The organism is Streptomyces sp. NPDC051173, from assembly GCF_040689515.1.
In the GTDB taxonomy this organism is placed as follows: Bacteria; Actinomycetota; Actinomycetes; order Streptomycetales; family Streptomycetaceae; genus Streptomyces.
The window spans coordinates 1-24,062 of the sequence record NZ_JBFBBD010000038.1; the positions used below are offsets into that span (position 1 = coordinate 1).

Here is a 24,062-nt window from a genome sequence, read left to right on the forward strand (position 1 = left end):
AAGTATAGTGCTTGTTGTTGAGAGGCTTGTGTAGTGTGGTGCTGTGCCCCCCCCCCGCCCCCCCCCCCCCCCCCCCCCCCCCCCCCCCCCCCCGCCCCCCCCCCCCCCCCACCCCACCCCACCCCACCCCAGCCACCAACAACCCGCACCCGGAAACGTCACTCCCGCAGCAAATCCGGCACTCCCCCCGCATCCGGGTCATCCCGATCCCCCGACAGAACCGTCAAACGCTGCGTCGCCCGGGTCAGAGCCACGTACAGCACGCGCAGCCCCGCCGGGGACTCGTCCGCGATCTCGGCGGGGGTGACGACGACCGTCGCGTCGTACTCCAGGCCCTTGGCCTCCAGGCTGCCCAGGACGACGACGCGGTCGCCCTGGCCGGCGAGCCAGGCGCGGGCCTCCGCGCGGCGGGACATCGGGACGACGACGCCGACCGTGCCGTCCACGTCGTCGAGGAGGTGGCGGACCTCGGCGCGTACGGCCGAGGGGAGGTCGCCGTCCGCGACGGCGAAGCGGGGCACGACGCCGGTGGACCGTACGGCCGCCGGGGAGCGCATGCCGGGCATGGCCAGGGCCAGGATCCTGGCGGCGAGTTCGGCGATCTCGGCGGGGTTGCGGTAGTTGACGGTGAGCTCGAAGCGGCGGCGCGGGCGGGTACCGAGCGCCTCGTCCCTGGCGGCCGCGGCCTCGTCCGGGTCGGACCAGGAGGACTGCGCGGGGTCGCCGACGACCGTCCAGGTCGCGGTGCGGCCCCGGCGGCCCACCATCCGCCACTGCATGGGGGTGAGGTCCTGCGCCTCGTCGACGATCACGTGGGCGTAGTCGCGGCGCTCCTCCGCCAGCCGCTCCGCGCGCTCGCGGCGGCTCTCGGAGCGCGTCGGCATGAGCTCCTCCAGCCCGGTGAGATGGTCGAGCGGGTCGAGCTCGCGCGGCTTCTTCGGGCGGGCGGGCACGCCGAGCAGCGTCTCCAACTCGTCGAGCAGGGCCACGTCGTGGACCGAGAGCGGGCCCCGCCCCCGGTCGTCCAGCCGCTTGAGCGAGCGGGCCAGCAGGCGGACCTCGCGCGGATTGAGCTCACGGCGCGCCCAGCGGGACAGCCGCCGCTCGTCCGCCATCGCGGCGAGCACCCCGCGCGGGGTGAGCTCGGGCCACCAGGCGGCGAGGAAGCCGAGGAAGTCGTCCTCGGTGGAGACGTCCTCGTCGAACGCCTGCCGGGCCTCCGCCGCGAGTTCGGGGTCGGTGTAGCGCTTGGGGCCGCCCGCCTTGGACCACAGGGAGTCGAGGATCAGCCTGCGGGCGCGAGGGCGCAGCAGGTTGACGGGCGCGGTGCCGCCGAGCGCGGTGTTGCGGATGCGCTTGAGCTCGTCGGGCCCGATCTCCAGCCGGGCGCCGAAGGCCACGACGCGCAGCCGGTCCGGGGTGACGGGGGCGGCGGCCTCCGCCGGTTCCCCGAAGGACAGTTGACCGTCGCCGGCCGGACCGCCCCGCCGCCCCGCGGCCGCGGGCGCGGCCGCCGACACGGGTGCCTTTTCAAGTGCACCCCGCACCGCCTTGCGCAGCACCTTGAGCATGCGGGAGGAGCCCTTGATCCGGGCGACGGCGGGCTCGTCGTACGTATCGGCCTCGGCGCCGTCGACCAGGGAGCCCACGGCGCGGATCGCGACCTGGCCCTCCTCGCCGAGCGAGGGCAGCACGCCCTCGGTGTAGGCGACGAGCAGCGGCGTCGGCGAGACGACGAGGATGCCGCCCGCGTAGCGCCTGCGGTCCTGGTAGAGGAGGTACGCGGCGCGGTGCAGTGCGACGGCGGTCTTGCCGGTGCCGGGCCCGCCCTCGACCTCGGTGACCGAGGCGGCGGGCGCGCGGATGACCATGTCCTGCTCGGCCTGGATGGAGGCGACGATGTCGCGCATCGTGTGGCTGCGGGCCTGGCCGAGCGCGGCCATCAGGGCGCCGTCGCCGACGACCGGCAGCGCGGCGCCGTCCAGGGTGGCCGTCAGTTCGGGGCGCAGCAGGTCGTCCTCGACGCCGAGGACCTGACGGCCCTTGGAGCGGATGACCCGGCGGCGTACGACACGGCCGGGCGCCACCGGGGTGGAGCGGTAGAACGGCGCGGCCGCGGGCGCCCGCCAGTCGATGACGAGCGGGGAGTAGTCGGCGTCGAGGACGCCGATGCGGCCGATGTGGAGCGTCTCGGCGATCTCCGCCCGGTCGTCGCGCACGGCGTCGTCCGCGGGCTCGACGGAGGTGTAGGCGCCGTCGGGCCCCTTCTTCCCGTCCTTGCCGAGGAGCAGGTCGATGCGGCCGAAGAGGAAGTCCTCGAACTCGCTGTTGAGCCGGTTGAGGTGCACTCCGGCACGGAACACCTGGGCGTCCCGCTCGGCGAGCGCCCCCGGTGTACCGACCTGGCCCCGTTTGGCGGCGTCGTCCATGAGGAACTCGGCCTCGTGGATCTTCTCCTCCAGGCGCCGGTACACCCGGTCCAGATGCTGTTGTTCGGTACCGATCTCGCGGTCGCGGACCCCGTCGGGTTCCGTCGCCGGTCCTGTCGCCACCTGCGCGTGCGTGGCGTTCTGCGCGGCCACCCAAGCCCCCTTCTGCTGTGCCTAGGGCAGCCGTCAACCGTACGCGAACAGAGGTGCTGAGCGCACCTGTCATGACATGGTGGTTTTCGTCGCCCTTCGGACGGGTTCCGGTCAGACCTTGATGGTGTCCAGGAGTTTCCCGTCCAGCGTGCGGACCTCGAAGCGGTCAATGTCATTCCGGTTCAGTGCCGCGCCGCCGTGAGTGTACAGCGGCTCCTTGCTCCATTTGTCCGCCCCGGCGCCCTGCAGGCCGTAGCCCGCGGCGGGCACGGCCCAGGTGGTGACGGTCTGCCGCTCGCCGTTCCTGCCGACCGCGACGAGGTCGCAGGTCAGCGGGCCTCTGACGTTGGCGAGCTTCAGGGCGACGTGCGTCCCCCACGGTTTCTCCTGGAGCGAGACGGAGGCGTCGACCTTGGTCGTGGGGTCGACCGCGCCGATCTTCTCGCCCTCCTCGTACATCGCCTTGGCCGCGCTCACGGTGCTGTGGCTCGGCGCGTTCTGCGAGGTGAAGGAGGAGCCGGCCAGCGGGCCGGCGACGATCAGGACGCCGGCGGCCGCCGCCAGGCAGAGCCTGCGGGTGCGCTGGGCGCGGCGGACGGTCACGACCCTGGCGAGAAGGCCGTCGAGGAGCGCGGGGCGCGGGCGCGCGATGAGCACGCCGGGGTCCGGCGCGGACTCCTTGAGGTCGGCGAGGAGCGGGGTCAGCCCGAGCGCGGAGTCGAGTTCGGCGGCGCACCGGGAGCAGTCCGCGAGGTGCTCCTCGAAGCGCGCGGCCTCCGCTGCGTCCAGGACGCCGAGGGCATAGGCGCCCACGTCCATGTGCTGTGCCGGCTCGTTCATGCCGTCACTCCCCGTTCTTCGAGCGAGAGCCGCATGGAGCGCAGGGCGTAGAAGACCCGGGACCGCACGGTCCCGGCCGGTACGCCCAGCACCTCGGCCGCCTCGCTCACCGTACGTCCCTTGAAATAGGTCTCGATCAACGCCTCTCGGTGGGCCTCGGTCAGATCGCCGAGCGCGTCGGAGATGGTCATCAGGCGCAGGGCCCGGTCGATCTCGTCGGCCGCGGGGATCTGCTCCAGCGGCGCCGGGTCGACCTCCCGGGGGCGGGCCTGGCGGCTGCGGTGGCCGTCGATGACGATGCGGCGGGCGACGGTCACCAGCCAGGGCCGTACGGAGCCGGGGGCGCCGCGCAGCCGGTCGGCGTTGCGCCAGGCACGCAGCAGCGTCTCCTGGACGACGTCCTCCGCCCGCTGGCGGTCCCCGGCCACCAGCCGCAGCACGAAGGCGAGGAGCGGACCCGCGTGCTCGTCGTAGAGCGCCCGCATCAGTTCCTCGTCCGGACTGGTCCTGTCGGCCACGACGGCATCCTTGCGCACGGCCTTCCCCCGGTCGATAGGGCGGGACGGTGGTTCGCGGGTCAGTAGCCGTAGCCCCCGCCGCCACCGGTGCCCGCCTGCGCCTTCTTGCCCTGCGGGCCGCTGGCGAACCAGGTGCCCGCGATGCCCTGGCCCTTGGTGTCGCCGGGCTTGGTGTCGGCCGCGTAGCGGTAGAGCGGCCAGCCGCCCAGGGTCAGCTGCTTGCTGCCGTCGGCGCGGGTCACGGTGGAGACCAGGGCCTTGTCGATGCCCTTGAGGGTGACCTGGTCGCCGGCCGCCGCGGGCGGCCAGGTGGTCGCGCAGTTGCCTGAGCAGTTGGAGACGGACGGCCTGGGTTTGTCCTTGTCGAAGCGGTAGAGGGTGAAGCCCTTGGCGTCCGTGACGATGGCGCCGAGCTTGGCGTCCTGCGTCCGTACGAGAGCGGGGGACGCGGGAGCGGGCTGCGGCTGTTGCTGACTCTGCGACGGCGTGCTCCCGCCGGGCTTGTCGTAGGAGGAGGAGCCGCCGGAGCCGCAGGCGGTCGCGGTGAGCGCGGCGGCGGCCGCGCCGGTCACCGCGAGAACACCGAGGCGCGTGCCGCGCACGATTTCCCTCATGACGATTCCCCCTGCCGGGATGATTTCCGGGGCGTGGTGCCCCCTTCGACCCTGAATACGGATGGGGCGTCCGTGGCACTCAACCGCCCGGGGGAAATCCCGGAGGAATTCGGCGTACGTACGGAAGAGCCTCCGCGTTCAATGCGCGGCATTGTTTTCGGCGGGGCATTCTCAGGGGGTCTGCGGACCGGCCCCGAGGAGACGGCGGCGGTGCCTGGCCACCCGTACGCGGTTGCCGCAGACCTCGCTGGAGCACCAGCGACGGCGGCGGCCGCGCGAGGTGTCCAGATAGACCAGCGAGCAGGTCTCGCCCTCGCACTGCCGCAGCTGTCCCCGGGTGGCCGGGTCGGTGAGGAGTTCGACCGCGTCGCGGCAGATCTGCCCGACGAGCGCCCCGCAGTCGGGGGCGCGGGCGACCGTGCGGACGAGGCTGCCGTCGGCGGCCCGTACGGCCCGCAGGGCGGGCGGCGCGGTGGCGGCGAGGGCGTTGACGCGGTCCAGGTCGGGATCGGCGGCGCGGCCGTCGATCTCGGCGTGGACGACGCGGTGCAGCAGGTCGCGGGCCGCGTGGAAGCGGCTCAGCCAGCCGGCGTCGACCGCGCCGAGCGGGGTGCCGGGAGGCACGGCGCCGGCGGCGAGCAGCCAGTCCCGCAGCCGTTCGGGGGTGCCGAGCCGCTCGACGGGCTCCTCGCTGAACCGTCCGCCGACCGTGGCCACCAGATCCAGGCAGAGCCGCCCGGCGTCGAATCGCAGGTCATAGGAGGCTGTCGCCGCCATGCGCCTGTCACCTTTTCCCTGTTCGCGTCTTCCCGCGTCCCGGGACCGCCCGTGCGCGGTGCCGCCACCTCCAGGGTGCCCCGTCGGGCGTACGGCCGTAACCCCCGGATCGTCCGGGTGGCGGCGCGGTCAGCCGCGCATCAGGGCCTCGTCGGCGGCGGGCAGCCAGCTCCCGGCGGGGCGTTCGAGCCAGCCGTGCCGCGCGGCCAGCGCGTCGGCCGCCGTCCGCAGCGCGTCCAGCCCGGGGTGGCGCAGCCCGCGGGCCCACACCATCGAGACGGGCGACAGCGGCACCGGGTCGGCGAGCGGGCGCAGCACCATGCCGGGGACGTCGAGGAACTCGGCGCTCGCCAGCACCGACCAGCCCCGCTTGCGGACGACGCGGACGAACTCCTCGTCGCCGTCGATCTCCGGGAAGGGCGCGGCGATGCCGATGCCCCGGCCCTCGAAGAGCCGCTCCGCGAGGTCGGTCCACTCCGCGGTGGCGGGGTTGCCCGCGGCCGCGTAGAGGGTCTCGCCGGCCAGCTCCGCGAGCCGCACGGCGGGCCGGGCCGCGAGCCGGTGGCCGGCGGGCAGCAGGACGGCCATCGGCTCGTACCGTACGGGCCGGTGGGCGAGGCGCGCCCGGACCGCAGGGTCCAGCCCGGCGAGCCGGCCGAAGGAGACGTCGAGCCTGCCCGCGAGGATCTCCGCGGCCGCGCCGGTGAGCCCGCTGTGGAAACGGGCCACGAACTCGTGCTCGGCCGCCGCCTCCCGGGCCGCCGCCAGCACGCGGTGCGCGGTGCCGGTGGTGGCGCTGATGTCCACGAGCAGGGGACGCTCCTCCCGGTCCCAGGCGGCGGCGAGTTCGTCGTGCGCGGCGAGGATCCGCCGGGCGTACGGCAGCAGGCGCGCGCCTTCGGCGGTGAGCGTGACCTGCCGGGTGGTGCGGGTGAACAGCTCGGCGCCCAGGCGCTGTTCGAGCCGCCGGATGTCACGGCTGAGGGCCTGCTGGGCGAAGTGGAGGCGGGTGGCGGCGCGGGTGAAGTGGAGCTCTTCGGCGACGGCGGTGAAGGCGCGGAGGAGGCGTGGCTCTATGTCGTGCGGCACGCACGGCAGTCAACAACAGGAGTGCGTGAATGGCCACTGATCAGGTGTTGGACCGCCGCACGCGGTGGCGGCGAGAGTGGGGCACATGCCGAACTCCTCTTGCCGAAGCCCCTTCTTCGCGGTCAGCGGCAGCATGCTGGTGGCCGTACCCCGGACCCCGGACGCGGTCCCGCCGGCCGCCCGCAGGCGCCGGGTGTGGGCAACCGTGCTCCTCAGGCTGCGGGCCCGCTGATCCGTGACTTGGCCAGTGCCACACCCGTCAGCCCCAGCAGCGCGGCGAGACCCGCGCAGACCACCACCGTCACCAGAGCCGACCCGGGCACCCCGGAGGGCGAGGACGCCGCCGTCACGACCAGTTGCCCGATCTTCCGTACGCGCCCGTGGTGGCTGACCACGGTCACCGGATAGCTGCCCTCCCCCAGGCCGTGCCGGATCCGCGCGGGGCCGTAGTAGCGGGGCAGGTCGCCGTCCCCCGCCTTGCTCTCGTCGCGCTTGAGCGGCACCGGCCGCTCGAAGGCCGGTGACGTGGCGGTCAGCCGCGACTCCTCGCCAGGGTCGGGCGAGGAGTCGCGCCACAGCACGTTGACGGTCCCGCCGACCGGGACGGTGTGGCCGTGCGTACGGGCCCGCTCGGGGCCCGACGTGGGCGAGGTGCCGAAGAACGCGGGGCCGCGCGCCCGGCCCACGTAGTCGCGGTCGCCGGGCCGGGCCGCGCGGACCACCAGCGGCTTCGCGTCGACCTCGCGGCCGCCGGGGCCGGTGAGCGTCACCTTGTAGGTGCCGTCCTTCACCGAGGCCGGCAGGTCGAGGCCGCCGGAGAACAGCCGGGGGTTGTTCCAGTCGGCGCCCGAGGAGTCGTGGGCGAGCCGCACGGGCGCGGGGAAGGCGGGCGAGCGCGCCTCGAAGGCCGTCCCGGTCTCGCCGGGGAACAGGTCGTCGTACGCCATCCACAGCCGCTCCCCCGGCCGCATGACCTCGCCCGGCGAGGTCACCGTGAACCGCGGCCTGCGCGGGGGCCCGACCTCCACCTTGTCCTCCGCGACGACCCGCCCGCCCGCGCGCACGGTGAGGGGATAGCTGCCGGGCCTCGCGCTCATGGCGATGGCGGGCCGCGCGTGGTGGCCGCGCTCGGCGGCGGGGGCGCGGTGCTCGTAGGGGGCGAGGGTGACGCGGTGCGGGAAGACGGGCGAGGAGACGGTGACGTCGCCCCGGCCGCGTACGCCCTGGACGTCGATGTCGACGAGGCCGCCCGGGCGGTTGTCGAAGGCGCCGTTGAGCAGCAGGTGCACCCCGCCGCGCCCGTCGTCGGCGGCCGCGCCCTGGGCCGGGCCGAAGGCCGGCCACAGCGCGGCGGCCCCCACCACGGCCAGCACCGCATGCGTCCACTTCACCGCGCACCCCCTTGTCCGCCACCGAGGAAGAGGGCCACGGCGGCCTCCGGGTTGCCCTGCGCGGGCACGCGGCACACACGACGAAGGCCCCACCGCCGGAGCGGTGGGGCCTTCGCCTCACATGGGATGAGTGGAGATGGCGGGAATCGAACCCGCGTCCAACGGTGCGGAATCAGGGCTTCTCCGAGCGCAGTCCGCTGCGATTTTCTCGGCCCCGGAGATCACACGGACAAGTCTCCGTCGGGCCCAGCCACTGTTTGATTTCCTGCCGGACCCCGTGGCCGGGACCGGCAGTTTAGTTCCCTCAATGATGCCAGGATCCGGGTCGGGAACAGCCCCGGGCTGACACTTCGCTAAGTCGCTACTTAGGCAGCGAGGGCGAAGGAATCGCGCTTGGTGTTGGCGATTATTGGTTGCGACATATGGTTTACGAGATCATTGCCGCTTCCTCGGCTCGCTTCCCCTGCTTCGACATCCGCTGTCGAAACCGATCATCCCCATGTTGTTTTTTCAAGGTGCGCACCCCGTGGGGTGTGCGGTGCCCATCGTACGTGACCAACGCGCGACGGTGCCAGCGTATTCCCGCTGCCGGGCGACGCGGGCCAGGCCAGGGCTAGGCCTGCTTCGCCTGCGACGCCCGCTGACGCCTGCGGGCCGCCGCGATCGCGCGGTTCGACTCGCGGGTGTCCTGCTTCTCGCGCAGCGTCTGCCGCTTGTCGTACTCCTTCTTGCCCTTGGCGAGGGCGATCTCGACCTTGGCCCGGCCGCCCCTGAAGTACAGCGCGAGCGGCACGATCGTGTGGCCCGTCTCCTGCGACTTGGAGTCGAGCTTGTCGATCTCGGCGCGGTGCATCAGCAGCTTGCGCTTGCGGCGCGCGCTGTGGTTCGTCCACGTGCCCTGGGCGTACTCGGGGACGTGGACGTTGTGCAGCCACGCCTCGCCGCCGTCGATCTGCACGAAGCCGTCCGCCAGCGAGGACCGGCCCTGGCGGAGCGACTTGACCTCGGTGCCGGTCAGCACCATGCCGCACTCGTAGGTGTCCAGAATGTGGTAATCGTGGCGCGCCTTCTTGTTCTGCGCGACCAGCTTGCGGTCCGGCTTCTCTTTAGCCTTCTTCTCTTTAGCCATAGCGCGGCCATTCTCGCACTACGACCCACCCCTGAGGCCACTCAATACTGTGCGGGCCCGCCGCTCGGCGTCGCTCCGCACGACCACGTCGGGAGCGATGCCGCGGCCGTCGACGGAGCGGCCGGAGGGGGTGCGGTAATGGCCGACGGTGAGCTCCGCGACCGAGCCGTCCGCGAGCCGGCTGGGCAGCTGCACCGAGCCCTTGCCGAAGGTCGGTGTGCCCACGACGACCGCCCGGCCGCGGTCCTGGAGGGCCCCGGCCAGCAGCTCGCCGGCGCTCATGGTGCCGCCGTCGACGAGCACGACGAGCGGCGCCCCGGTGTCGCCGCCGGGCCCGGCCTCCAGGGTGCGCTGTCCGCCCCGCACGTCGTAGGTGGCCACCAGGCCGCCGTCGAGGAAGGCGGAGGCCGCGGTCACGGCCTCGTCGACCAGGCCGCCGGAGTTGCCCCGCAGATCCAGCAGGATGCCCTCGCCGCGCGCGGCCGCGCGGGCCGCCCGGCGGATCCGCTCACCCGTTCCCCGGGTGAAGGAGTCGACCTTGATCCGGGTGGCGGCGGGCCCGTCGGCCCGCCCGTCCGGCAGCCGGTCCACGGCGACGCTCCCGGTGTCCAGCCGCTCGCGGTGGAGGGTCCGCCGCCACGACCACCCGGCCCGCTGGAGGCCGACCGTCACGGGGGTGCCCGCGGCCCCCTGCCCACCCGCGCTGTCGCCGCGCAGCCGGGCGATCACCTCGGTGACGGGAAGGCCCGCCGTCGCCGCACCGTCGACCGTGCGCAACCGGTCCCCCGCGCGGATGCCCGCGCGCTCCGCGGGGCCGCCGGGCCGGACGCCGTCGACCTCGGTCCGTCCGTCGCCCGTGCTCCGGGCGGAGAGGCCGACGCCGACGTACGCGCCGTCCAGGGCGCGTTCGAAACCCTCGTACTCGCGGGCGCTGTAGACGGAGCTCCAGCGGTCGCCGCTGCGGCCGACCACCTCGGCCGCGGCCTCGGTGCCGGACTCGCCGTCCTGCGCGGCCTGTTCGGCGGCGGCCTCGACGGCGCTTCGGTCCACGAGGCGCTCGCCCCCCGCCCCCGCCGCGTCGACGGCCCCCGCGGCGGGCCGCGCCGCCGTACGGGCCGCGAGGCGGGCCTCCGCCGACTTCCGGCCACCCTGCGCGTCCGCGCTCCAGGAACCGGCCGCGGCGCCCGTCGCCAGCACGCCCGCGAAGACCAGCGTCAGCGCGGCACCGCGTCTGCCGCGGCGCCGCGGCAAGAACGGCGGGAACGGCGAGAACGGCAACGGGCCGGGCATGCGCGTGAGTCTAGGACACGAGAAGGCGCCGTACGGGGAGTTGTCCCGTACGGCGCCCTGGTCCGCCGCTCAGACCTTGAGGTACTTCCGCAGCGCGGCGAAGGCCGCCAGCGCGGGCATCAGCAGCCCGATGGCGAGCACCAGCGGCAGCTTGGCCAGCACCGCGTCCCAGCCGATGAACTGGATGACGTCGATGTGGTGCACCAGCCAGTTGTTCACCAGGAAGTACTGGCCGCAGACCAGCAGGACACAGGCGAAGCCCGCGCCGAGCAGGCCCGCGAAGGCCGCCTCCATGATGAACGGGATCTGGATGTAGAAGCTGGACGCGCCGACCAGCCGCATGATGCCGGTCTCCCGGCGGCGGCTGAAAGCGGACACCCGCACGGTGTTCACGATCAGCATCAGCGCCACGATCAGCATCAGGAACATCACGCCGAGAGCCGCGAAGTTCATGCCGTTGAGGAGGTTGAAGAGGTTCGACAGCAGCGTCTTCTGGTCCTGCACGGTCTGGACGCCGGGCCGCTGCGAGAAGGCACTGGAGATGACCTCGAACTTCGAGGGGTCCTTGAGCTTGACGCGGAAGGACTCCTGCATCTGGTCCGGCGTCAGCGACCCCGCGATCGGGGAGCTCTTGCCGAACTGCTCCTTGTAGTGCTTGTACGCCTCGTCGGCCGTCTCGAACTGGACGCTCTGGACGAGGTCCGTCATCTTCCCCAGGTCGGTGCGGATCTCCTTCTTCTGGTCCTCCGTCGCCGCCCCCTTGGCACAGGAGGGGAAGGACTCCGCGTCGGTCTTGTTGCAGAGGAAGATCGAGACGTTGACCTTGTCGTACCAGTAGCCCTTCATCGTGCTGACCTGCTCGCGCATGAGCAGAGACCCGCCGAAGAGCGCGAGCGACAGAGCGACGGAGACGATCACCGCGAAGGTCATCGTGAGATTACGGCGGAGACCGACGCCGATCTCCGACAGGACGAACTGGGCGCGCATGGCGTCCTTTCAGTGCTGGTAGCCGTAGACGCCACGCGACTGGTCGCGCACGAGACGGCCCTGTTCCAATTCGATGACGCGCTTGCGCATCTGGTCCACGATCTGCTGGTCGTGGGTGGCCATGATGACCGTGGTCCCGGTCCGGTTGATCCGGTCCAGCAGCTTCATGATGCCGACGGAGGTCTGCGGGTCGAGGTTGCCGGTGGGCTCGTCCGCGATCAGCAGCAGCGGGCGGTTGACGAACGCGCGGGCGATCGCGACGCGCTGCTGCTCACCGCCGGAGAGCTCACCGGGCATCCGGTCCTCCTTGCCGCCGAGGCCCACCAGCTCCAGGACCTGGGGCACGGCCTTGCGGATCTCGCCCCGCGGCTTGCCGATGACCTCCAGGGCGAAGGCGACGTTCTCATTGACCGTCTTGTTGGGGAGCAGGCGGAAGTCCTGGAAGACCGTGCCCAGCTGGCGGCGCATCTGCGGCACCTTCCAGTTGGACAGCCTGGCGAGGTCCTTGCCCAGCACATGGACCTGGCCGGTGGTGGCGCGCTCCTCGCGCAGCAGCAGCCTCAGGAAGGTGGATTTGCCGGAACCGGACGAGCCGACGAGGAAGACGAACTCGCCCTTCTCGATCTCCAGCGAGACATCGCGGAGCGCCGGCCGGTTCTGCTTGGGGTAGGACTTGGAGACGTTGTCGAATCGGATCACGAGTGCACCACGCGTCGACCTGGATAGGGGGCACGGAACACCGCGCACGCGGCTCCCGTCGGTGTGCGTGACCATACGCGAACCACCGGTACACGCGCAGTCGGCGTCCGGTCTTGGCGCGTTTGTCACCGGCTCCGCGGGGGACAAAACTGGGGCAATCGGGTCCACGCCCCCGGGTACGGCCGACCGGCCGCGCCGAACGGTGTGGAAGCTGGCACAGTGGTAAGGGGAACCGCCCGGCTCTCCCGCGCGTTGGACGTACCGGAGGAGGAGATCGCATGACATGCGACCGACTGGTGTGCGCCAACTGCGCGGCCCCCGTCAGTGAGGGCCGCTGCCCGGTGTGCCGGGCCAGCAGGGAGCGGCTGCAGCACCAGGAAGGTGTCTTCGCCGGGCTGACCCCGGCCACGCTGCTCGCGCTGCTCGTGGCGCTGATAGCGGTGGCCGTCGTGGCGCGCGGCTTCGCCGGGTAGCCGCCCGGTCACACCGCGGCGCCCGCCGCACACGTACGAGGGCCCGGAGCGCTGTGACGCGCTCCGGGCCCTCGGTCGTGTCTCCCGGGCCGTCAGGCCGCGGTGGCGCGGGTCATCAGGCGCGGCAGCAGCCGGAAGCCGATGCCGCCCGCGATCATCGTCGCGGCGCCGACGACCAGGAAGGTCGTCTGACCCGCGCCGGTCTCGGCGAGCTGCTCCTTGGGCTTGGCCTGCTGCACGGGCTTGGCGCCCGCGCTGTCGGTGTCCGTGTTGGTGCCGCAGTTGCTGTTGGTGTCCACGGGGCAGGTGCGGCCGTCGCCGGGCTTGTCGCCGTGGTCGGCGCCGGTGGCGGTGCCGCCGGTCGCGCCGTTGTGGTCACCGCCGGTGGAACCGTCACCGCCGGTGGAACCGCTGTGGTCACCGCCGGTGGTGGTGCCGCCGTCGGTCGTACCACCGGTCGACTTGCCGCCGTCGGTCTGACCACCCGTGGTCTTGCCACCGTCGGTCTGGCCGCCGGTCGTCTGACCGCCGGTGGTCTTGCCGCCATCGGTCTGACCGCCGGTCGTCTTGCCACCGTCGGTCTGACCGCCCGCGGTCTGGCCACCGGCCGTCTTGCCACCGTCGGTGGTGCCGCCGTCCGTCTGGCCACCGGTGGTCGTGCCACCGTCGGTCTGACCGCCCGCGGTCTGGCCGCCGGCCGTCTTCCCGCCGTCGGTGGTGCCGCCGTCCGTCTGGCCGCCCGTGGAGGGGCCACCGGTCGTGGTGCCCGTCGTCTGACCGCCGTCGGTCTGGCCACCCGAGGAGGGGCCACCGGTCGTGGTCCCGGTCGTCTGGCCACCCGAGGACGGGCCGCCCGTCGTGGTGCCCGTCGTCTGACCGCCATCGGTCTGACCGCCCGAGGACGGACCACCCGTCGTGGTGCCCGTCGTCTGACCGCCCGAGGACGGACCGCCCGTCGTGGTACCGGTCGTGGTGCCGGTCGTCGTACCGCTCGTGTCACCGCCCACCGGCGGCTGCGGGATCTCGTTGGGGTCGCCGTCGACGGAGGCGGCGGTGTGCACACCGCTCGTCACGCCGACCCCGGCGACATGGACGCCCGCGGCCGAAGCCGCACCGGCCGCGGTCAGCGAAGCACCCGCGGCGACAACCGCGCCGGCGGCTATGCGCGCGACGCGCAGCCGCGTCTTCTTGGTCATATACCTGCTACCCCCAGTAGCTGATCGTCATTGGAGCAGCTGTGCACGGGGCGGTGGCGCACCCGGGGGTCGAGAGCGGCTGAACCGGCCGGACCGGCCGGGCCGCTCGCCCCCTGCCACACGCACCCCAGTGACACGCATGCCGCGCGCCAGCCTGACCAGTTTTTGAGGCAGCGTCAAGAAGGTTACAAGCGGGTATGTCCGCCTATACAGCTGGTTGTTGCTACTTCTCCCGCTGCTTGCGCCAGCGGATACCGGCCTCGAGGAAGCCGTCGATGTCACCGTCGAGGACGGCGGTCGGGTTGCCGACCTCGAACTCCGTGCGGAGGTCCTTGACCATCTGGTACGGGTGCAGGACGTACGACCGCATCTGGTTGCCCCAGGAGCCGCCGCTGTCGCCCTTGAGCGCGTCCATCTTGGCCTGCTCCTCCTGGCGGCGGCGCTCGAGGAGCTTGGCCTGGAGGACGTTCATCGCGGTCGCCTTGTTCTGGATCTGCGAGCGCTCGTTCTGGCAGGAGACGACGATGCCGGTCGGGATGTGGGTCAGGCGCACCGCGGAGTCGGTGGTGTTGACGCCCTGGCCGCCGGGGCCGGAGGAGCGGTAGACGTCGACGCGCAGCTCGGACTCGTCGATCTCGACGTGGTCGGTGGTCTCGACGACCGGCAGCACCTCGACGCCCGCGAAGGACGTCTGGCGGCGGCCCTGGTTGTCGAAGGGCGAGATGCGGACGAGGCGGTGCGTGCCCTGCTCGACGGAGAGCGTGCCGTAGGCGTACGGGACCTGGACGGCGAAGGTGGTCGACTTGATGCCGGCCTCTTCCGCGTACGAGGTCTCGTAGACCTCCGTCTTGTAGCCGTGGCGCTCGGCCCAGCGGAGGTACATGCGCTGGAGGCGCTCGGCGAAGTCGGAGGCGTCGACGCCACCGGCCTCGGCTCGGATGTTGACCAGCGCCTCGCGGGAGTCGTACTCGCCGGAGAGGAGCGTGCGGACCTCCATCTCGGCCAGCGCCTTGCGGACGTCGCCCAGCTCGGTCTCCGCCTCGGCGAGGGCGTCGGCGTCGCCCTCGGCCTCGGCGAGCTCGAAGAGCACCCCGAGGTCGTCGATGCGGCCGCGCAGGTTCTCCGTCTTGCGGAGCTCCGCCTGGAGGTGCGACAGCTTGCTGGTGACCTTCTGCGCCGCCTCCGGGTCGTCCCACAGGGAGGGGGCGGCCGCCTGCTCCTCGAGCACGGCGATGTCAGCCCTCATCCTGTCGAGGTCCAGGACGGCCTCGATCGACCCCATGGTCGAGGAGAGGGACTTCAGCTCTTCGGATACATCAACGACTGCCACGCACCCAGCCTAACGGCTGCGCCGGGCTGCGGGTGTCCGACGGGTCGCCCGTTCCCGGCCGCGGGTCCGTCGCCGCCTGTGACGGGAGTGCCCCGCGGGCGGTCCGGGCAGGGCCCCGGTTACGGCAGCGGGTCCGGGTCCGGCGGGGCGTGGTCCGGGTGGTGGACGCCGGGAGGGGCGTCCTTCGCCTCGTGCGACGAGACCGCGAACCAGCTGCCGACCCCCGCCGCCGCGGCCAGCGCGACCGCGGCCGCGCCCAGCTTGATGCGGCGGCGCCGGGTCTCCTCCGGGGAGCGGTGGCGCGCGGAGCCCGCGCGGCGCTGGCCGGCCGCCCTCGGGGCCCGTGCCGTGCCGTGCGCGCCTCCGGCGAGCTCCGCGGGCGTGGGCACCCGCATGCTCGTGTGGGTCTCCCGGCTGGAGTCGGCGACGGCCCCCGGCACCAGCGGGACGGCGCCGCGCCGCCGGGGCGCGGTGGCCACGCCCGAGGACGCGGGCCCGCCGTCGTAGGCCGTCTCCCGTTCGGTGAGCGTGGCCGCGACCGCCTCGGGCTCGTCCTCGGGCTCGTCGATGTCGAGCGGCGGGATCCCGGCGAGGCCGGGCAGCAGCTCGCGCAGCCGGACGCCGAGCTCGGACGCGCGCAGCCGGGACGCGGGCCCCTTGGCCAGGCACTGGACGATCAGCTGCCACAGCTCGTCGGGGATGCCGGGCAGCGGCGCCACGGTCTCGGTCACGTGCCGCCGCAGCACCGCGCCGGGGTGGCCGCCGCCGAAGGGCGTGAAGCCCGCGAGCAGCTCGTAGAGCACGGTGGCGAGGGCGTAGACGTCGACGGAGGCGCGCGGCGGCAGGCCCTCGATGATCTCGGGGGCGAGGTAGTCCGGGGTGCCGATGACGCTGCGGGGGCTCGGGGCGCGCCCGCCCGGCCCGGCGGGGCGCGGGATGGTGGGCTCGGCCGGGCGCGGGGAGTCCACGAGCCGGGCGATGCCGAAGTCGGTGAGGAGCGCCGGGTGGGCGCCGCCGGGGCCGAGCGCGCCCTGCATGTCCAGCAGGACGTTCTCGGGCTTCACGTCGCGGTGGACGACGCCCGCCGCGTGCGCCGCCGCGAGGCCGTCCGCGACGTCGGCGACGATGGCGACGGCCGCCTCGGGCGCGAGGCGGCGCTCGCGGTCGAGGCGGGTGCGCAGGTCCGTGCCGCGGATGAGGTCCATGACGAGCGCGAGGTCGGCGCCGTCGACGACGAGGTCGCGGACCCCCACCACGTTCGGGTGGTCGAGCCCGAGGAGGGCCGCGCGCTCCTGCACGAACCGGCCGACGAGTTCCTGGTCGGAGGCGAGGTCCTCGCGCAGGAGCTTGATGGCGACCGGGCCCTCGGGGCCCTCGCCAAGCCACACCGTGCCCGCACTGCCGCGCCCCAGGACCTGGTGGGCGGTGTACCGGCTGCCGATCTTCCGTGCCAAGGCTGTTCGGGTTCCTTTCCGGGTCCTCCGACGTCCGACAAGGGAGCGCTGGCGACCAAGCTACGCGGACACGAGGGGGTTGGGGGCGCCGATCCCGCACCAACTGTCACTTCTGCGGCTTAAAAACACCCCTGAGGTGTCGACATGTAGACACTGCTGCCCTGTCGGCGCGGCACCGGTGCTACTGCACTGCCATCGGCCGTCATCGGCCGCCGCCGGCTCGTCGCCGACCGCCGCTAGTTGCCGCCGCCGGAGGACGAGCCCAGGCCGGAGACCCAGTCCTTGATGTCGACGAACCAGCCGTAGGCGGCGTCCCAGAAGCTCTTGCCGTCGGCGACCCAGTCCTTGAGCGGTGTGAACTCCCAGACCAGCCAGGAGCCGATGACCAGCACCACGATCATGAACAGGCAGCCCTTGAGGCAGCCGAGGCCCGGGATGCGCATCGGATTCGCGCTGCGCTGCCGGGGCGGCCGGGGCTCGCGGCGCGCGGACGGCGGCTCCGGGGCGTACCGCTGCGGCTGGGGCTCCTGATAGTGCTGCGGCTGGGGCTGGGGCTGGGGCTGGGGCTGGGCCTGCGGGCGCTGCTGCCGCCGGGGCGGCCGCTGCGGGGCGTACTGCTGCGGCTGGGGAGCGTACGGCTGCTGAGGGGGCGCGTACTGCTGCCCGTACTGCTGCTGGGGAGGCTGCGGGGGCTGCTGGTACTGCTGCTGCGGCTGGGCCGCCTGCCGGTGCGGGCGGCGGCGCAGCGGGTCCTCGCTCGGGTCGAGGTAGCGCATCTGCGTCTGCTCGTTGCGGTCCCGCGCGGCGCGCATCTGGCTCTGCCAGGGGTGCGGGCCGTCGTTGCCCTCGGGGGGCAGCGGCGGGACGGGCGGCATGGCGCGGGTGGGGTCGGCGCCGCCGTTCGGGCCGGAACCGGCGGGCATGACCTGGGTGGGGTCGGCGCCGTGCGCGCCGCCGGAGGTGTTCGGCAGCAGGCTGGTGGCCGCGTTCGGGTCGTAGGAGCCCGCGTTCGACGGCAGCACCTGCGTGGGGTCGGCGTCGCCGGACGGGGACCCGGCGGACGAGCTGTCGCCGCTGCCGGGCACCAGGGCGGGATCGGGGTCGGGGGCGAGCAGGGCGGCGACGCCGAGCGCGGCCTCGGCCTGCGCGGGGGAGGCGTGCACCCCGACGCCGGCGGCGACGACGCGCAGGGCGCGGGCGAGGTTCTCGGCGCTGGGCCGCTCCTCGGGCCGCTTGCTCAGGCAGCGCTCGATGACCGTCCACAGGGGCTCGGGCACGGTCGTGGGGCGGCGCGGCTCGGCGCTCAGGTGCTGGTGGAGGACTTCGAGCGCGGTGGCCCCGGCGAACGGGGGGCGCCCGGTGACCAGCTCGTACAGCAGGATGCCCGCGCCGTAGATGTCGACGGCGGAGGTCTGCGGGCGGCCCTCGGCGGACTCGGGCGCGACGTAGGCGGGCGTGCCGACGAACTCGTGGGTGCGGGTGAGGCCCGGGGAGTCCGCGAGGCGCGCGATGCCGAAGTCGGTGAGCATCGGGTGCATCAGCTGCCCGTCCGCCCCGGAGAGCAGGACGTTCGCCGGCTTGAGGTCGCGGTGCACGACGCCGTCGGCGTGGCTGGCGGCGAGGGCGTCCGCGATCTGGGCGGTGAGCAGGGTGGCGGCGACCGGGGTGAAGGGGCCGTTGTCGCGCAGATAGCGGTGCAGGTCCGGGCCGTCGACGAGGTCCATCACGAGGGCGAGGAGGTCGCCCTCGACGACGAGGTCACGCGTACGGACGATGTTGGGGTGCGTGAGGCGCAGCAGGACGGAGCGCTCGCGCAGGAAGCGCATGACGACGTCCGCGTCGTTCGCCAGCTCCTCCTTCAGCACCTTGATCGCGACGGTCTCGCCGGGCTGCCCGGCCACGGCGGCCTCGGAACCGGCCGTCTCGCGCTGCCGGGCCCGCCAAACGGTGCCCGTCGCCCCGCGTCCGAGCACCTCCTCGAGGAGGTACTTGCTGCCTACCGGCCGCACGTCATGCGCTCCCTGGTCGTGATTGCCGTGATCCGCTGTCGTGATCCACGCTGCTGACGGCCGCTCCCGTCGTCGTGACGCCCCGTGGTCGTCGCGTGCCGTGGCGGCCCTTCGCCCACTGTAGTGCCGTCGTACGGACCACCGGACTGCCGAAATCCGGGGGGCTTGGGGTAAAGACGCGCGTTCCGGACAGTTGGTTGCCGTGGGGCGGCGGGGCGGTGTGAGGTGACCCGAAAGAGGCGCGGGGAACGGCACGTCGACGGCCGTGGGAAAACTTGCCAATGAGCGTCATCAAGCGGCAAAAAGTGACCTCCCGGTGAGCGCTTCCCCGGCTCGCCTGGCCCTTACTTGGTCATCATCCGCGTTTTTCGCACGGCCCGATCGTCGTCCAAGATCACGAATTGGCTCTCGCCGGGCGCGTTGTCGGTGGCAGGTGCGAGGATGCTCGCAGCACGGATGCGGTGGGGAGGGAGCGCAGGGCCCCGCGCGACGTGGTGACCTGTACGTGCCGACGCGCCCGTGCACGGTGGGGGAAGCGGCGGATGCGCCCGCCGGTCCCGCCGCGGCAGGGGCAGGAAGGGACCGTTGACGGCGATGCAGATCAGGCTGACCGTCCTCGGGCCGCTCAGCGGCCACACCACGCACGCCACGCGCGCCTGTGACGTCCTGGTGACCGCCCCCACGGGCACCGCCCTCGCCAGTGTGACCAGCGGCCTCGCGGCGGCCGTCGCCGCGGCCGGCTCCGACCTCGGCAGCGGTGCCGTCGTCGTCTACGCCGGGGCCGAGCGGCTCGACGCCCAGCGCTGCGCGCTCGGCGAGCCGCCCCTGATCGACGGCGCCGTCCTCTCCCTCTGCGCCCCCGCCGACCCCGAGCGGCACGCGGGCGTGCTGCCCTCCGGCACACCGGAGGCCGCCGCCCGGCTGCACGTGGTCTCGGGCCCGGACGCGGGCGGCGTGCACCTGCTGCACGGCGGCGAGGTCAGCGTCGGCCGCTCCACCGCCGCGGACGTGCCCCTCGACGACCCGGACGTCTCCCGGCTGCACTGCGCGGTCACCCTCGCCGACGACGGCACCGTGACCCTGCGGGACCTGGGGTCGACCAACGGCACCACGCTGGACGGCGAAGCCGTGGGGGAACAGCCGGTCGTGTTTCCCTCCGGCGCGCTGCTGCGCGCCGGAGAGTCCGTGCTGAGCCTGCACGGCACGCTGGACGCCGCCCCGAGCGTGCTCCCGGCCGCCCCCGACGGCGAGGGCCACCTGCGGGTGGGCGTCGTCGAGGCGCCCCACGGGCCCGTGGGGGCGCCCGTGGCCGGGGCGTGGCTGGGCGGGCCCGGCGGCCCGCCGCAGCCCGACCCGAGGTCGGGCGCCACCTCCCTCGGCACGGCGGTCCTCGGCGCGGACAGCGCGACGACCCGCCCCTTCGACGGCCCGCCCGGCAGTCCGGTCACCCACGGCGGCCGCGGCGTCCCACTGGGCGCGGCGGTGACGGCCGCGGATCCGGAGGCCGGCGAGGACGCCCCGGACGACGCGCGCAGGCGCGCGGGCGGCCGCAACCGCGGCATAGGCGCATGGGCCCGGCGGCTGACCGGCGGGCGCGGCGCGGTCACCCGCCCCCTGACCACGGACGAGTGGGACGCGGAGGACGCGGGCGAGCGCGCCCGCGCGGAGTCGGCCGTCCTGCGGGAGCGCTGGCCCGACCCGGCGAGCGTGCTGCTGACCGTCCTCGGGCCGGGTCCGCGCCTGTGGGAGCGCGGCCCGGACCACCCCGACCTGCTGACCGTCCGGCTCGGCACCGCCGACCGGCACACCGCCGACGGCAGCGCGCCGCTCACGTCCGTGCCGGTGACGGTCGGGCTGCGGCAGGCCGGTTCGCTCGGCCTGGCCGGGCCCCGGGGGCGGCTGTCGGCGCTGGCCCGGTCCGTCCTCGCGCAGCTCGCGGCGCTGCACTCGCCCACGGCCCTGGAGTTCGTCCTCATCAGCGCGGACCGCTCGCGGTCGGCGGAGGAGCGGCTGGCGGAGTGGTCCTGGCTGAGCTGGCTGCCGCAGTTGCGCCCGGTGCGCGGCCAGGACTGCCGGCTGCTGGTGGCGTACGACCGCGAGCAGGCCGTGGCCCGGGTCGCCGAGCTCGTGCGCCGGCTGGACGAGGGCCCGCTGGGCCCGCACTGGGCGGCCGCTCCCGCGGCGGCCGTCGCCGCGGCCGCCGAGCGCCACACGGGTGCGCACACGGTGCTGATCGTGGACGGCGACCCGGGTTCGGCCGACCTCCGGGAGACGGTCTCGCGGCTGGCCGCGGGCGGCCGGGCCGCGGGCATCCACCTCATCTGTCTGGCCGACGCCCCGGCCACCACGCCCGCCTCCCCCGTCTCCGCCACGCTGGCGACGGCCCGGACCGCGTCACCGGCGTTCCCGCACTGCGGTGTGGTGGCGCTGCTGAGCGGCGACGTGGCCACGGTCGTGCAGGTCATCCACCGGGCACCGGCCCCGGCGGCCGACGGGGCGTACGCCGAGAGCGCGTCCGTGCCGGGAGCGGCCCCCGGCACCGCGGTGGAGCCGCTGCGCGCCGGCCACCCGGATCCGTACGGCCTGCATCAGGACGCGCGCGCGGACGCCGCGGCCGGTGACGCCGTGGCGGCGTGCGGCGGCCAGGGCGAACAGCCGGTCGGCGCCGCCGTGGTGGCGGCCGTCGACGCCGTGTCCGCGGCGTGGGCCGAGCGGTTCGCGCGGGCCCTCGCGCCGCTGCGGATGGCGGACTCGGGCGGCGCGGACGGGCAGGCGTCCCGGGTCGTGGCGGCGCTGCCGCGCACGGCCCGGCTGCTGGACGAGCTGGGCCTCGCGCGGGCCACGCCCGCCTCGCTGACGGCCCGTTGGGCGGCCGCCACGGACCGCGGCACCCGGCCGGGCGGCCGCGCCGTCGCCGTGCTGGGCGCCGGGCCGCACGGCCCGCTCGCGGTGGACCTGGCGGCCGACGGGCCGCATCTGCTCGTGGAGGGCGGGCCGGGCAGCGGCAAGACCGAGCTGCTGCGCTCGCTCGCCGCCTCGCTCGCGGCCGCCGACCGCCCCGACCGGCTCTCGCTCGTGCTGGTCGACGGCGCGGGCGCCGAGCGCGGCGAGGGTCTGCGGCTGTGCACGGACCTGCCGCACGTGTCGACGTATCTCGCGGCCGCCGACCCCATGCGGATGCGGGAGTTCGCGCAGGCGCTCAGCTCGGAGCTCAAGCGGCGCGCCGAGCTGCTGGGCCGGCTCGACTTCGCCGCGTGGCACGCGCAGGCGGCCGCGCCGGCCGCCCCGCAGGTCGTCGCGCCCCGCCGTCCGGCGGACTCCACCGGCGACCTGGACCCGGCCCCGAGCGGCACCCTCAAGCTCCGTACGCAGAAGGACGGTCCGTCGCGCACGGCCGAGACGGCGCTGCCCCGGCTCGTCGTCCTCGTCGACGACTTCGACGCCCTGGTCGCCCCCGCGCTGGGCAGCACGGGCCGCCCGGCGGCGGGTTCCGTCGTACGGGCCCTGGAGGCCGTCGCCCGGGACGGCGAGCGGCTCGGGGTGCACCTCGTGGCCGCGTCCGGCCGCCCGGACCGTACGGCCGACACGGCGGCCGTCGAGCGGGCCGGGCTGCGCGCGGCGCTGGAGATCGCGCCGCCCTCGGCCGACGGTCCGGCGGGCGACGGCAGCGGCGCGGGCGAGCCGGCGCCGGGCCGCGGCCGGCTGATGCGCCCGGACGACGACGCCACGACGCCCTTCCAGGCGGGCCGGGTCACGGGGCGCATCCCGCGCACGGCGACGCTCCGGCCGACGGTCGTGCCGTTGGACTGGGCGCGCATGGGTGACCCTCCGACGCGGCGGCCGCTGCGTGAGCTGGGCAATGGGCCTACGGATCTGGCGTTGCTGGCCAGTGCGCTTCAGCGTGCCGCGCAGTCGGCTGGGGCGGAGGCGGCGCCTCCACTGCTTTGAGGGGCTTCCGGGGGCGCTTTCCGCTGGGGGCGGGGGCGCTTCCGGGTGCGGGTCCGTTGCTCCCCCAGCTACCGCTGGGAGGTGCCCCCAGCGGCGGGCTTTTCCCCAGCCCCGCCCCTTCCCGAAACTGGGGGCAGGCCCCCAGACCCCCGAAGCACGCTTCGCGCGCTGTCCTCAAACGCCGGACGGGCTGAATACGCTGCGGGGCTAGGGAACAAAAGCCGATCACCTGACGCCCCATCACAACCCCGTCACAATCAGCCACTTGACACCCGACACGGTATTGCGGCAACCCCCGACCCGGCGTAGACCTGTCGCGGGGAGCCCGTACGGGATGGGGGGGCGGCAATGCCTAGCACAGGGCGTAGCACAGGCGCACGCGCGGTACTGGCAGTGGTCGCGGTGGGGGCGCTCGCCCTGACCGCCGCCTGCGGGGGCGGCAGCAAGAGCGACGACAAGCCGTCGGCGAGCAGAAGCAGCGGCTCCGGTTCGATTCCGCAAACGGTTCAACTTCCCAAACTCAGTGGGCAGAAGCTCAAGGTGACCGCAGTCTGGACGGGTGACGAGCAGAAGAACTTCACCAAGGTGCTGGACGAGTTCTCCAGGCGCACGGGTGCCGACGTGTCGTTCGTGCCCAGCGGTGACGACATGGCGTCCTTCGTCGGCTCGAAGGTCGCGGGCGGCGACCCGCCGGACGTGGCGATGCTGCAACAGCCCGGCGTGCTCAACGAGTTCGCGGAGAAGGGCTGGCTGAAGCCGCTCAGCGGTGAGGTCACCGCGCAGCTGGACAAGAACTTCGCCAAGGGCTGGCAGGAGCTCGGCTCGCACGGCGGCAAGCAGTACGGCGTCTATTTCAAGGCGGCCGACAAGTCCCTGGTCTGGTACAACACCAAGATCTTCGACGCGGCGGGCGCGAAGGAGCCGAGGACGTGGGCCGACTTCCTGCACACCGCGCAGGTGATCGCCGACTTCGGCGTCTCCCCGGTGTCGGTCGCCGGCGCGGACGGCTGGACGCTCACCGACTGGTTCGAGAACATCTATCTCTCCCAGGCGGGCCAGGAGAAGTACGACCAGCTCACCAAGCACGCCATCAAGTGGACGGACCCGTCCGTGAAGGACGCGCTGACCACGCTCGGGCAGCTCCTGGGCAAGAAGGAGCTGCTGGCGGGCGGCAACGAAGGGGCGATCGGCACACAGTTCCCCGACTCCGTCACCCAGACCTTCCTCGGCGGTGACAAGGCGAAGGCCGCCATGGTCTTCGAGGGCGACTTCGCGGCCGTGAACATCGCCGGGGCCAAGGCACAGCTCGGCAAGGACGCCAAGGTCTTCCCGTTCCCCGCCGTCGGCGCCAAGCCGCCGGTGGTGACGGGCGGCGATGTCGGCGTGGCCCTGAAGGACGGCCAGGCCGCCCAGGCCCTGCTGACCTTCCTCGCCTCCCCCGACGCGGCCGCGATCTGGGCGCACCAGGGCGGTTTCCTGTCCGCGAACAAGAACCTCGACCTCGCCGTGTACCCCGACGACGTCTTCCGGGGCATCGCGAAATCCCTCGTCGCCGCAGGCGACGACTTCCGCTTCGACATGTCCGACCAGGCCCCCGCCTCCTTCGGCGCCAAGCCGGGGCAGGGCGAGTGGAAGGACCTCCAGGACTTCCTGAAGAACCCGGGTGACGTGGCGGGCACCCAGGCGAAGCTGGAGTCCGACGCGGCCAAGGCGTTCAAGAACTGAACCGACGGGAG

At 73.8% G+C, this 24,062-nt stretch carries 18 protein-coding genes and 1 other RNA gene; 3 read left to right on the forward strand and 16 right to left on the reverse strand.

The genetic code is table 11. From position 1 onward, the window contains the following. Window positions 1-158: 158 nt before the first annotated feature. From AB0435_RS20350 to ftsE, 12 genes are all read right to left on the reverse strand, one after another. Window positions 159-2,552 (reverse strand): UvrD-helicase domain-containing protein, encoded by a 2,394-nt coding sequence (locus tag AB0435_RS20350; RefSeq protein ID WP_366427622.1) that lies wholly within the window; start codon window positions 2,550-2,552, stop codon window positions 159-161. A gap of 141 nt (window positions 2,553-2,693) precedes the next feature. Further along, window positions 2,694-3,422 carry a zf-HC2 domain-containing protein gene (locus AB0435_RS20355; protein WP_366427603.1) on the reverse strand — a complete coding sequence of 243 codons (729 nt, stop codon included), beginning with the start codon at window positions 3,420-3,422 and terminating at the stop codon, window positions 2,694-2,696. Then, window positions 3,419-3,958, reverse strand: a complete 540-nt coding sequence (locus AB0435_RS20360) for a sigma-70 family RNA polymerase sigma factor (protein ID WP_366005058.1) — start codon at window positions 3,956-3,958, stop codon at window positions 3,419-3,421. The genes AB0435_RS20355 and AB0435_RS20360 overlap by 4 nt, the downstream gene beginning before the upstream one ends. A gap of 41 nt (window positions 3,959-3,999) precedes the next feature. Continuing rightward, entirely contained in the window at window positions 4,000-4,554 is a 555-nt protein-coding gene (locus AB0435_RS20365; RefSeq protein ID WP_366427604.1) for a hypothetical protein, read from the reverse strand. A gap of 171 nt (window positions 4,555-4,725) precedes the next feature. Further along, window positions 4,726-5,331, reverse strand: coding sequence for an ABATE domain-containing protein (locus tag AB0435_RS20370; protein WP_366005060.1), 606 nt, complete (start codon window positions 5,329-5,331; stop codon window positions 4,726-4,728). A 129-nt stretch (window positions 5,332-5,460) separates the two neighbouring features. Beyond that, complete coding sequence (locus AB0435_RS20375) at window positions 5,461-6,420, reverse strand: LysR family transcriptional regulator (RefSeq protein WP_366005061.1); 960 nt, start codon at window positions 6,418-6,420, stop codon at window positions 5,461-5,463. 212 nt (window positions 6,421-6,632) lie between these two features. Next, window positions 6,633-7,811 carry a hypothetical protein gene (locus tag AB0435_RS20380; RefSeq protein ID WP_366427605.1) on the reverse strand — a complete coding sequence of 393 codons (1,179 nt, stop codon included), beginning with the start codon at window positions 7,809-7,811 and terminating at the stop codon, window positions 6,633-6,635. A 128-nt stretch (window positions 7,812-7,939) separates the two neighbouring features. After that, window positions 7,940-8,310, reverse strand: a transfer-messenger RNA (tmRNA) gene (ssrA, locus tag AB0435_RS20385). Window positions 8,311-8,424: 114 nt separating this feature from the next. After that, window positions 8,425-8,940: an SsrA-binding protein SmpB gene (gene smpB / locus AB0435_RS20390; protein WP_366005063.1), complete on the reverse strand. Its 516-nt coding sequence runs from the start codon at window positions 8,938-8,940 to the stop codon at window positions 8,425-8,427. Window positions 8,941-8,958: 18 nt separating this feature from the next. Further along, window positions 8,959-10,230: a S41 family peptidase gene (locus AB0435_RS20395; RefSeq protein ID WP_366427606.1), complete on the reverse strand. Its 1,272-nt coding sequence runs from the start codon at window positions 10,228-10,230 to the stop codon at window positions 8,959-8,961. Window positions 10,231-10,299: 69 nt separating this feature from the next. Continuing rightward, window positions 10,300-11,217, reverse strand: a complete 918-nt coding sequence (gene ftsX, locus AB0435_RS20400) for a permease-like cell division protein FtsX (protein WP_366005065.1) — start codon at window positions 11,215-11,217, stop codon at window positions 10,300-10,302. A 9-nt stretch (window positions 11,218-11,226) separates the two neighbouring features. After that, window positions 11,227-11,916 carry a cell division ATP-binding protein FtsE gene (gene ftsE / locus AB0435_RS20405; RefSeq protein WP_361531257.1) on the reverse strand — a complete coding sequence of 230 codons (690 nt, stop codon included), beginning with the start codon at window positions 11,914-11,916 and terminating at the stop codon, window positions 11,227-11,229. A gap of 278 nt (window positions 11,917-12,194) precedes the next feature. Between ftsE and AB0435_RS20410 the strand changes: the two genes are divergently transcribed. Further along, a complete protein-coding gene (locus tag AB0435_RS20410) occupies window positions 12,195-12,389 on the forward strand; it encodes a hypothetical protein (RefSeq protein WP_366005066.1) in 195 nt (64 codons plus the stop codon). 92 nt (window positions 12,390-12,481) lie between these two features. On the opposite strand, the gene AB0435_RS20415 is transcribed toward AB0435_RS20410, so the two are convergent. The 4 genes from AB0435_RS20415 to AB0435_RS20430 form a co-directional block, all read right to left on the reverse strand. After that, complete coding sequence (locus tag AB0435_RS20415; RefSeq protein WP_366427607.1) at window positions 12,482-13,585, reverse strand: LPXTG cell wall anchor domain-containing protein; 1,104 nt, start codon at window positions 13,583-13,585, stop codon at window positions 12,482-12,484. Between the two features lie 223 nt (window positions 13,586-13,808). Beyond that, complete coding sequence (prfB, locus tag AB0435_RS20420) at window positions 13,809-14,915, reverse strand: peptide chain release factor 2 (protein WP_366427608.1); 1,107 nt, start codon at window positions 14,913-14,915, stop codon at window positions 13,809-13,811. Window positions 14,916-15,034: 119 nt separating this feature from the next. Continuing rightward, window positions 15,035-16,369 carry a serine/threonine-protein kinase gene (locus AB0435_RS20425; RefSeq protein ID WP_366005069.1) on the reverse strand — a complete coding sequence of 445 codons (1,335 nt, stop codon included), beginning with the start codon at window positions 16,367-16,369 and terminating at the stop codon, window positions 15,035-15,037. Window positions 16,370-16,605: 236 nt separating this feature from the next. After that, window positions 16,606-18,378: a serine/threonine-protein kinase gene (locus AB0435_RS20430; protein ID WP_366427609.1), complete on the reverse strand. Its 1,773-nt coding sequence runs from the start codon at window positions 18,376-18,378 to the stop codon at window positions 16,606-16,608. 594 nt (window positions 18,379-18,972) lie between these two features. Here AB0435_RS20430 and AB0435_RS20435 point away from each other — a divergent pair. Together AB0435_RS20435 and AB0435_RS20440 are read left to right on the forward strand one after the other, a co-directional pair. After that, on the forward strand, window positions 18,973-22,326 hold the full coding sequence (locus tag AB0435_RS20435; protein ID WP_366427610.1) for an FtsK/SpoIIIE domain-containing protein: 3,354 nt from the start codon (window positions 18,973-18,975) through the stop codon (window positions 22,324-22,326). 348 nt (window positions 22,327-22,674) lie between these two features. Then, window positions 22,675-24,051 carry an extracellular solute-binding protein gene (locus tag AB0435_RS20440; protein ID WP_366427611.1) on the forward strand — a complete coding sequence of 459 codons (1,377 nt, stop codon included), beginning with the start codon at window positions 22,675-22,677 and terminating at the stop codon, window positions 24,049-24,051. Window positions 24,052-24,062 lie beyond the last annotated feature (11 nt).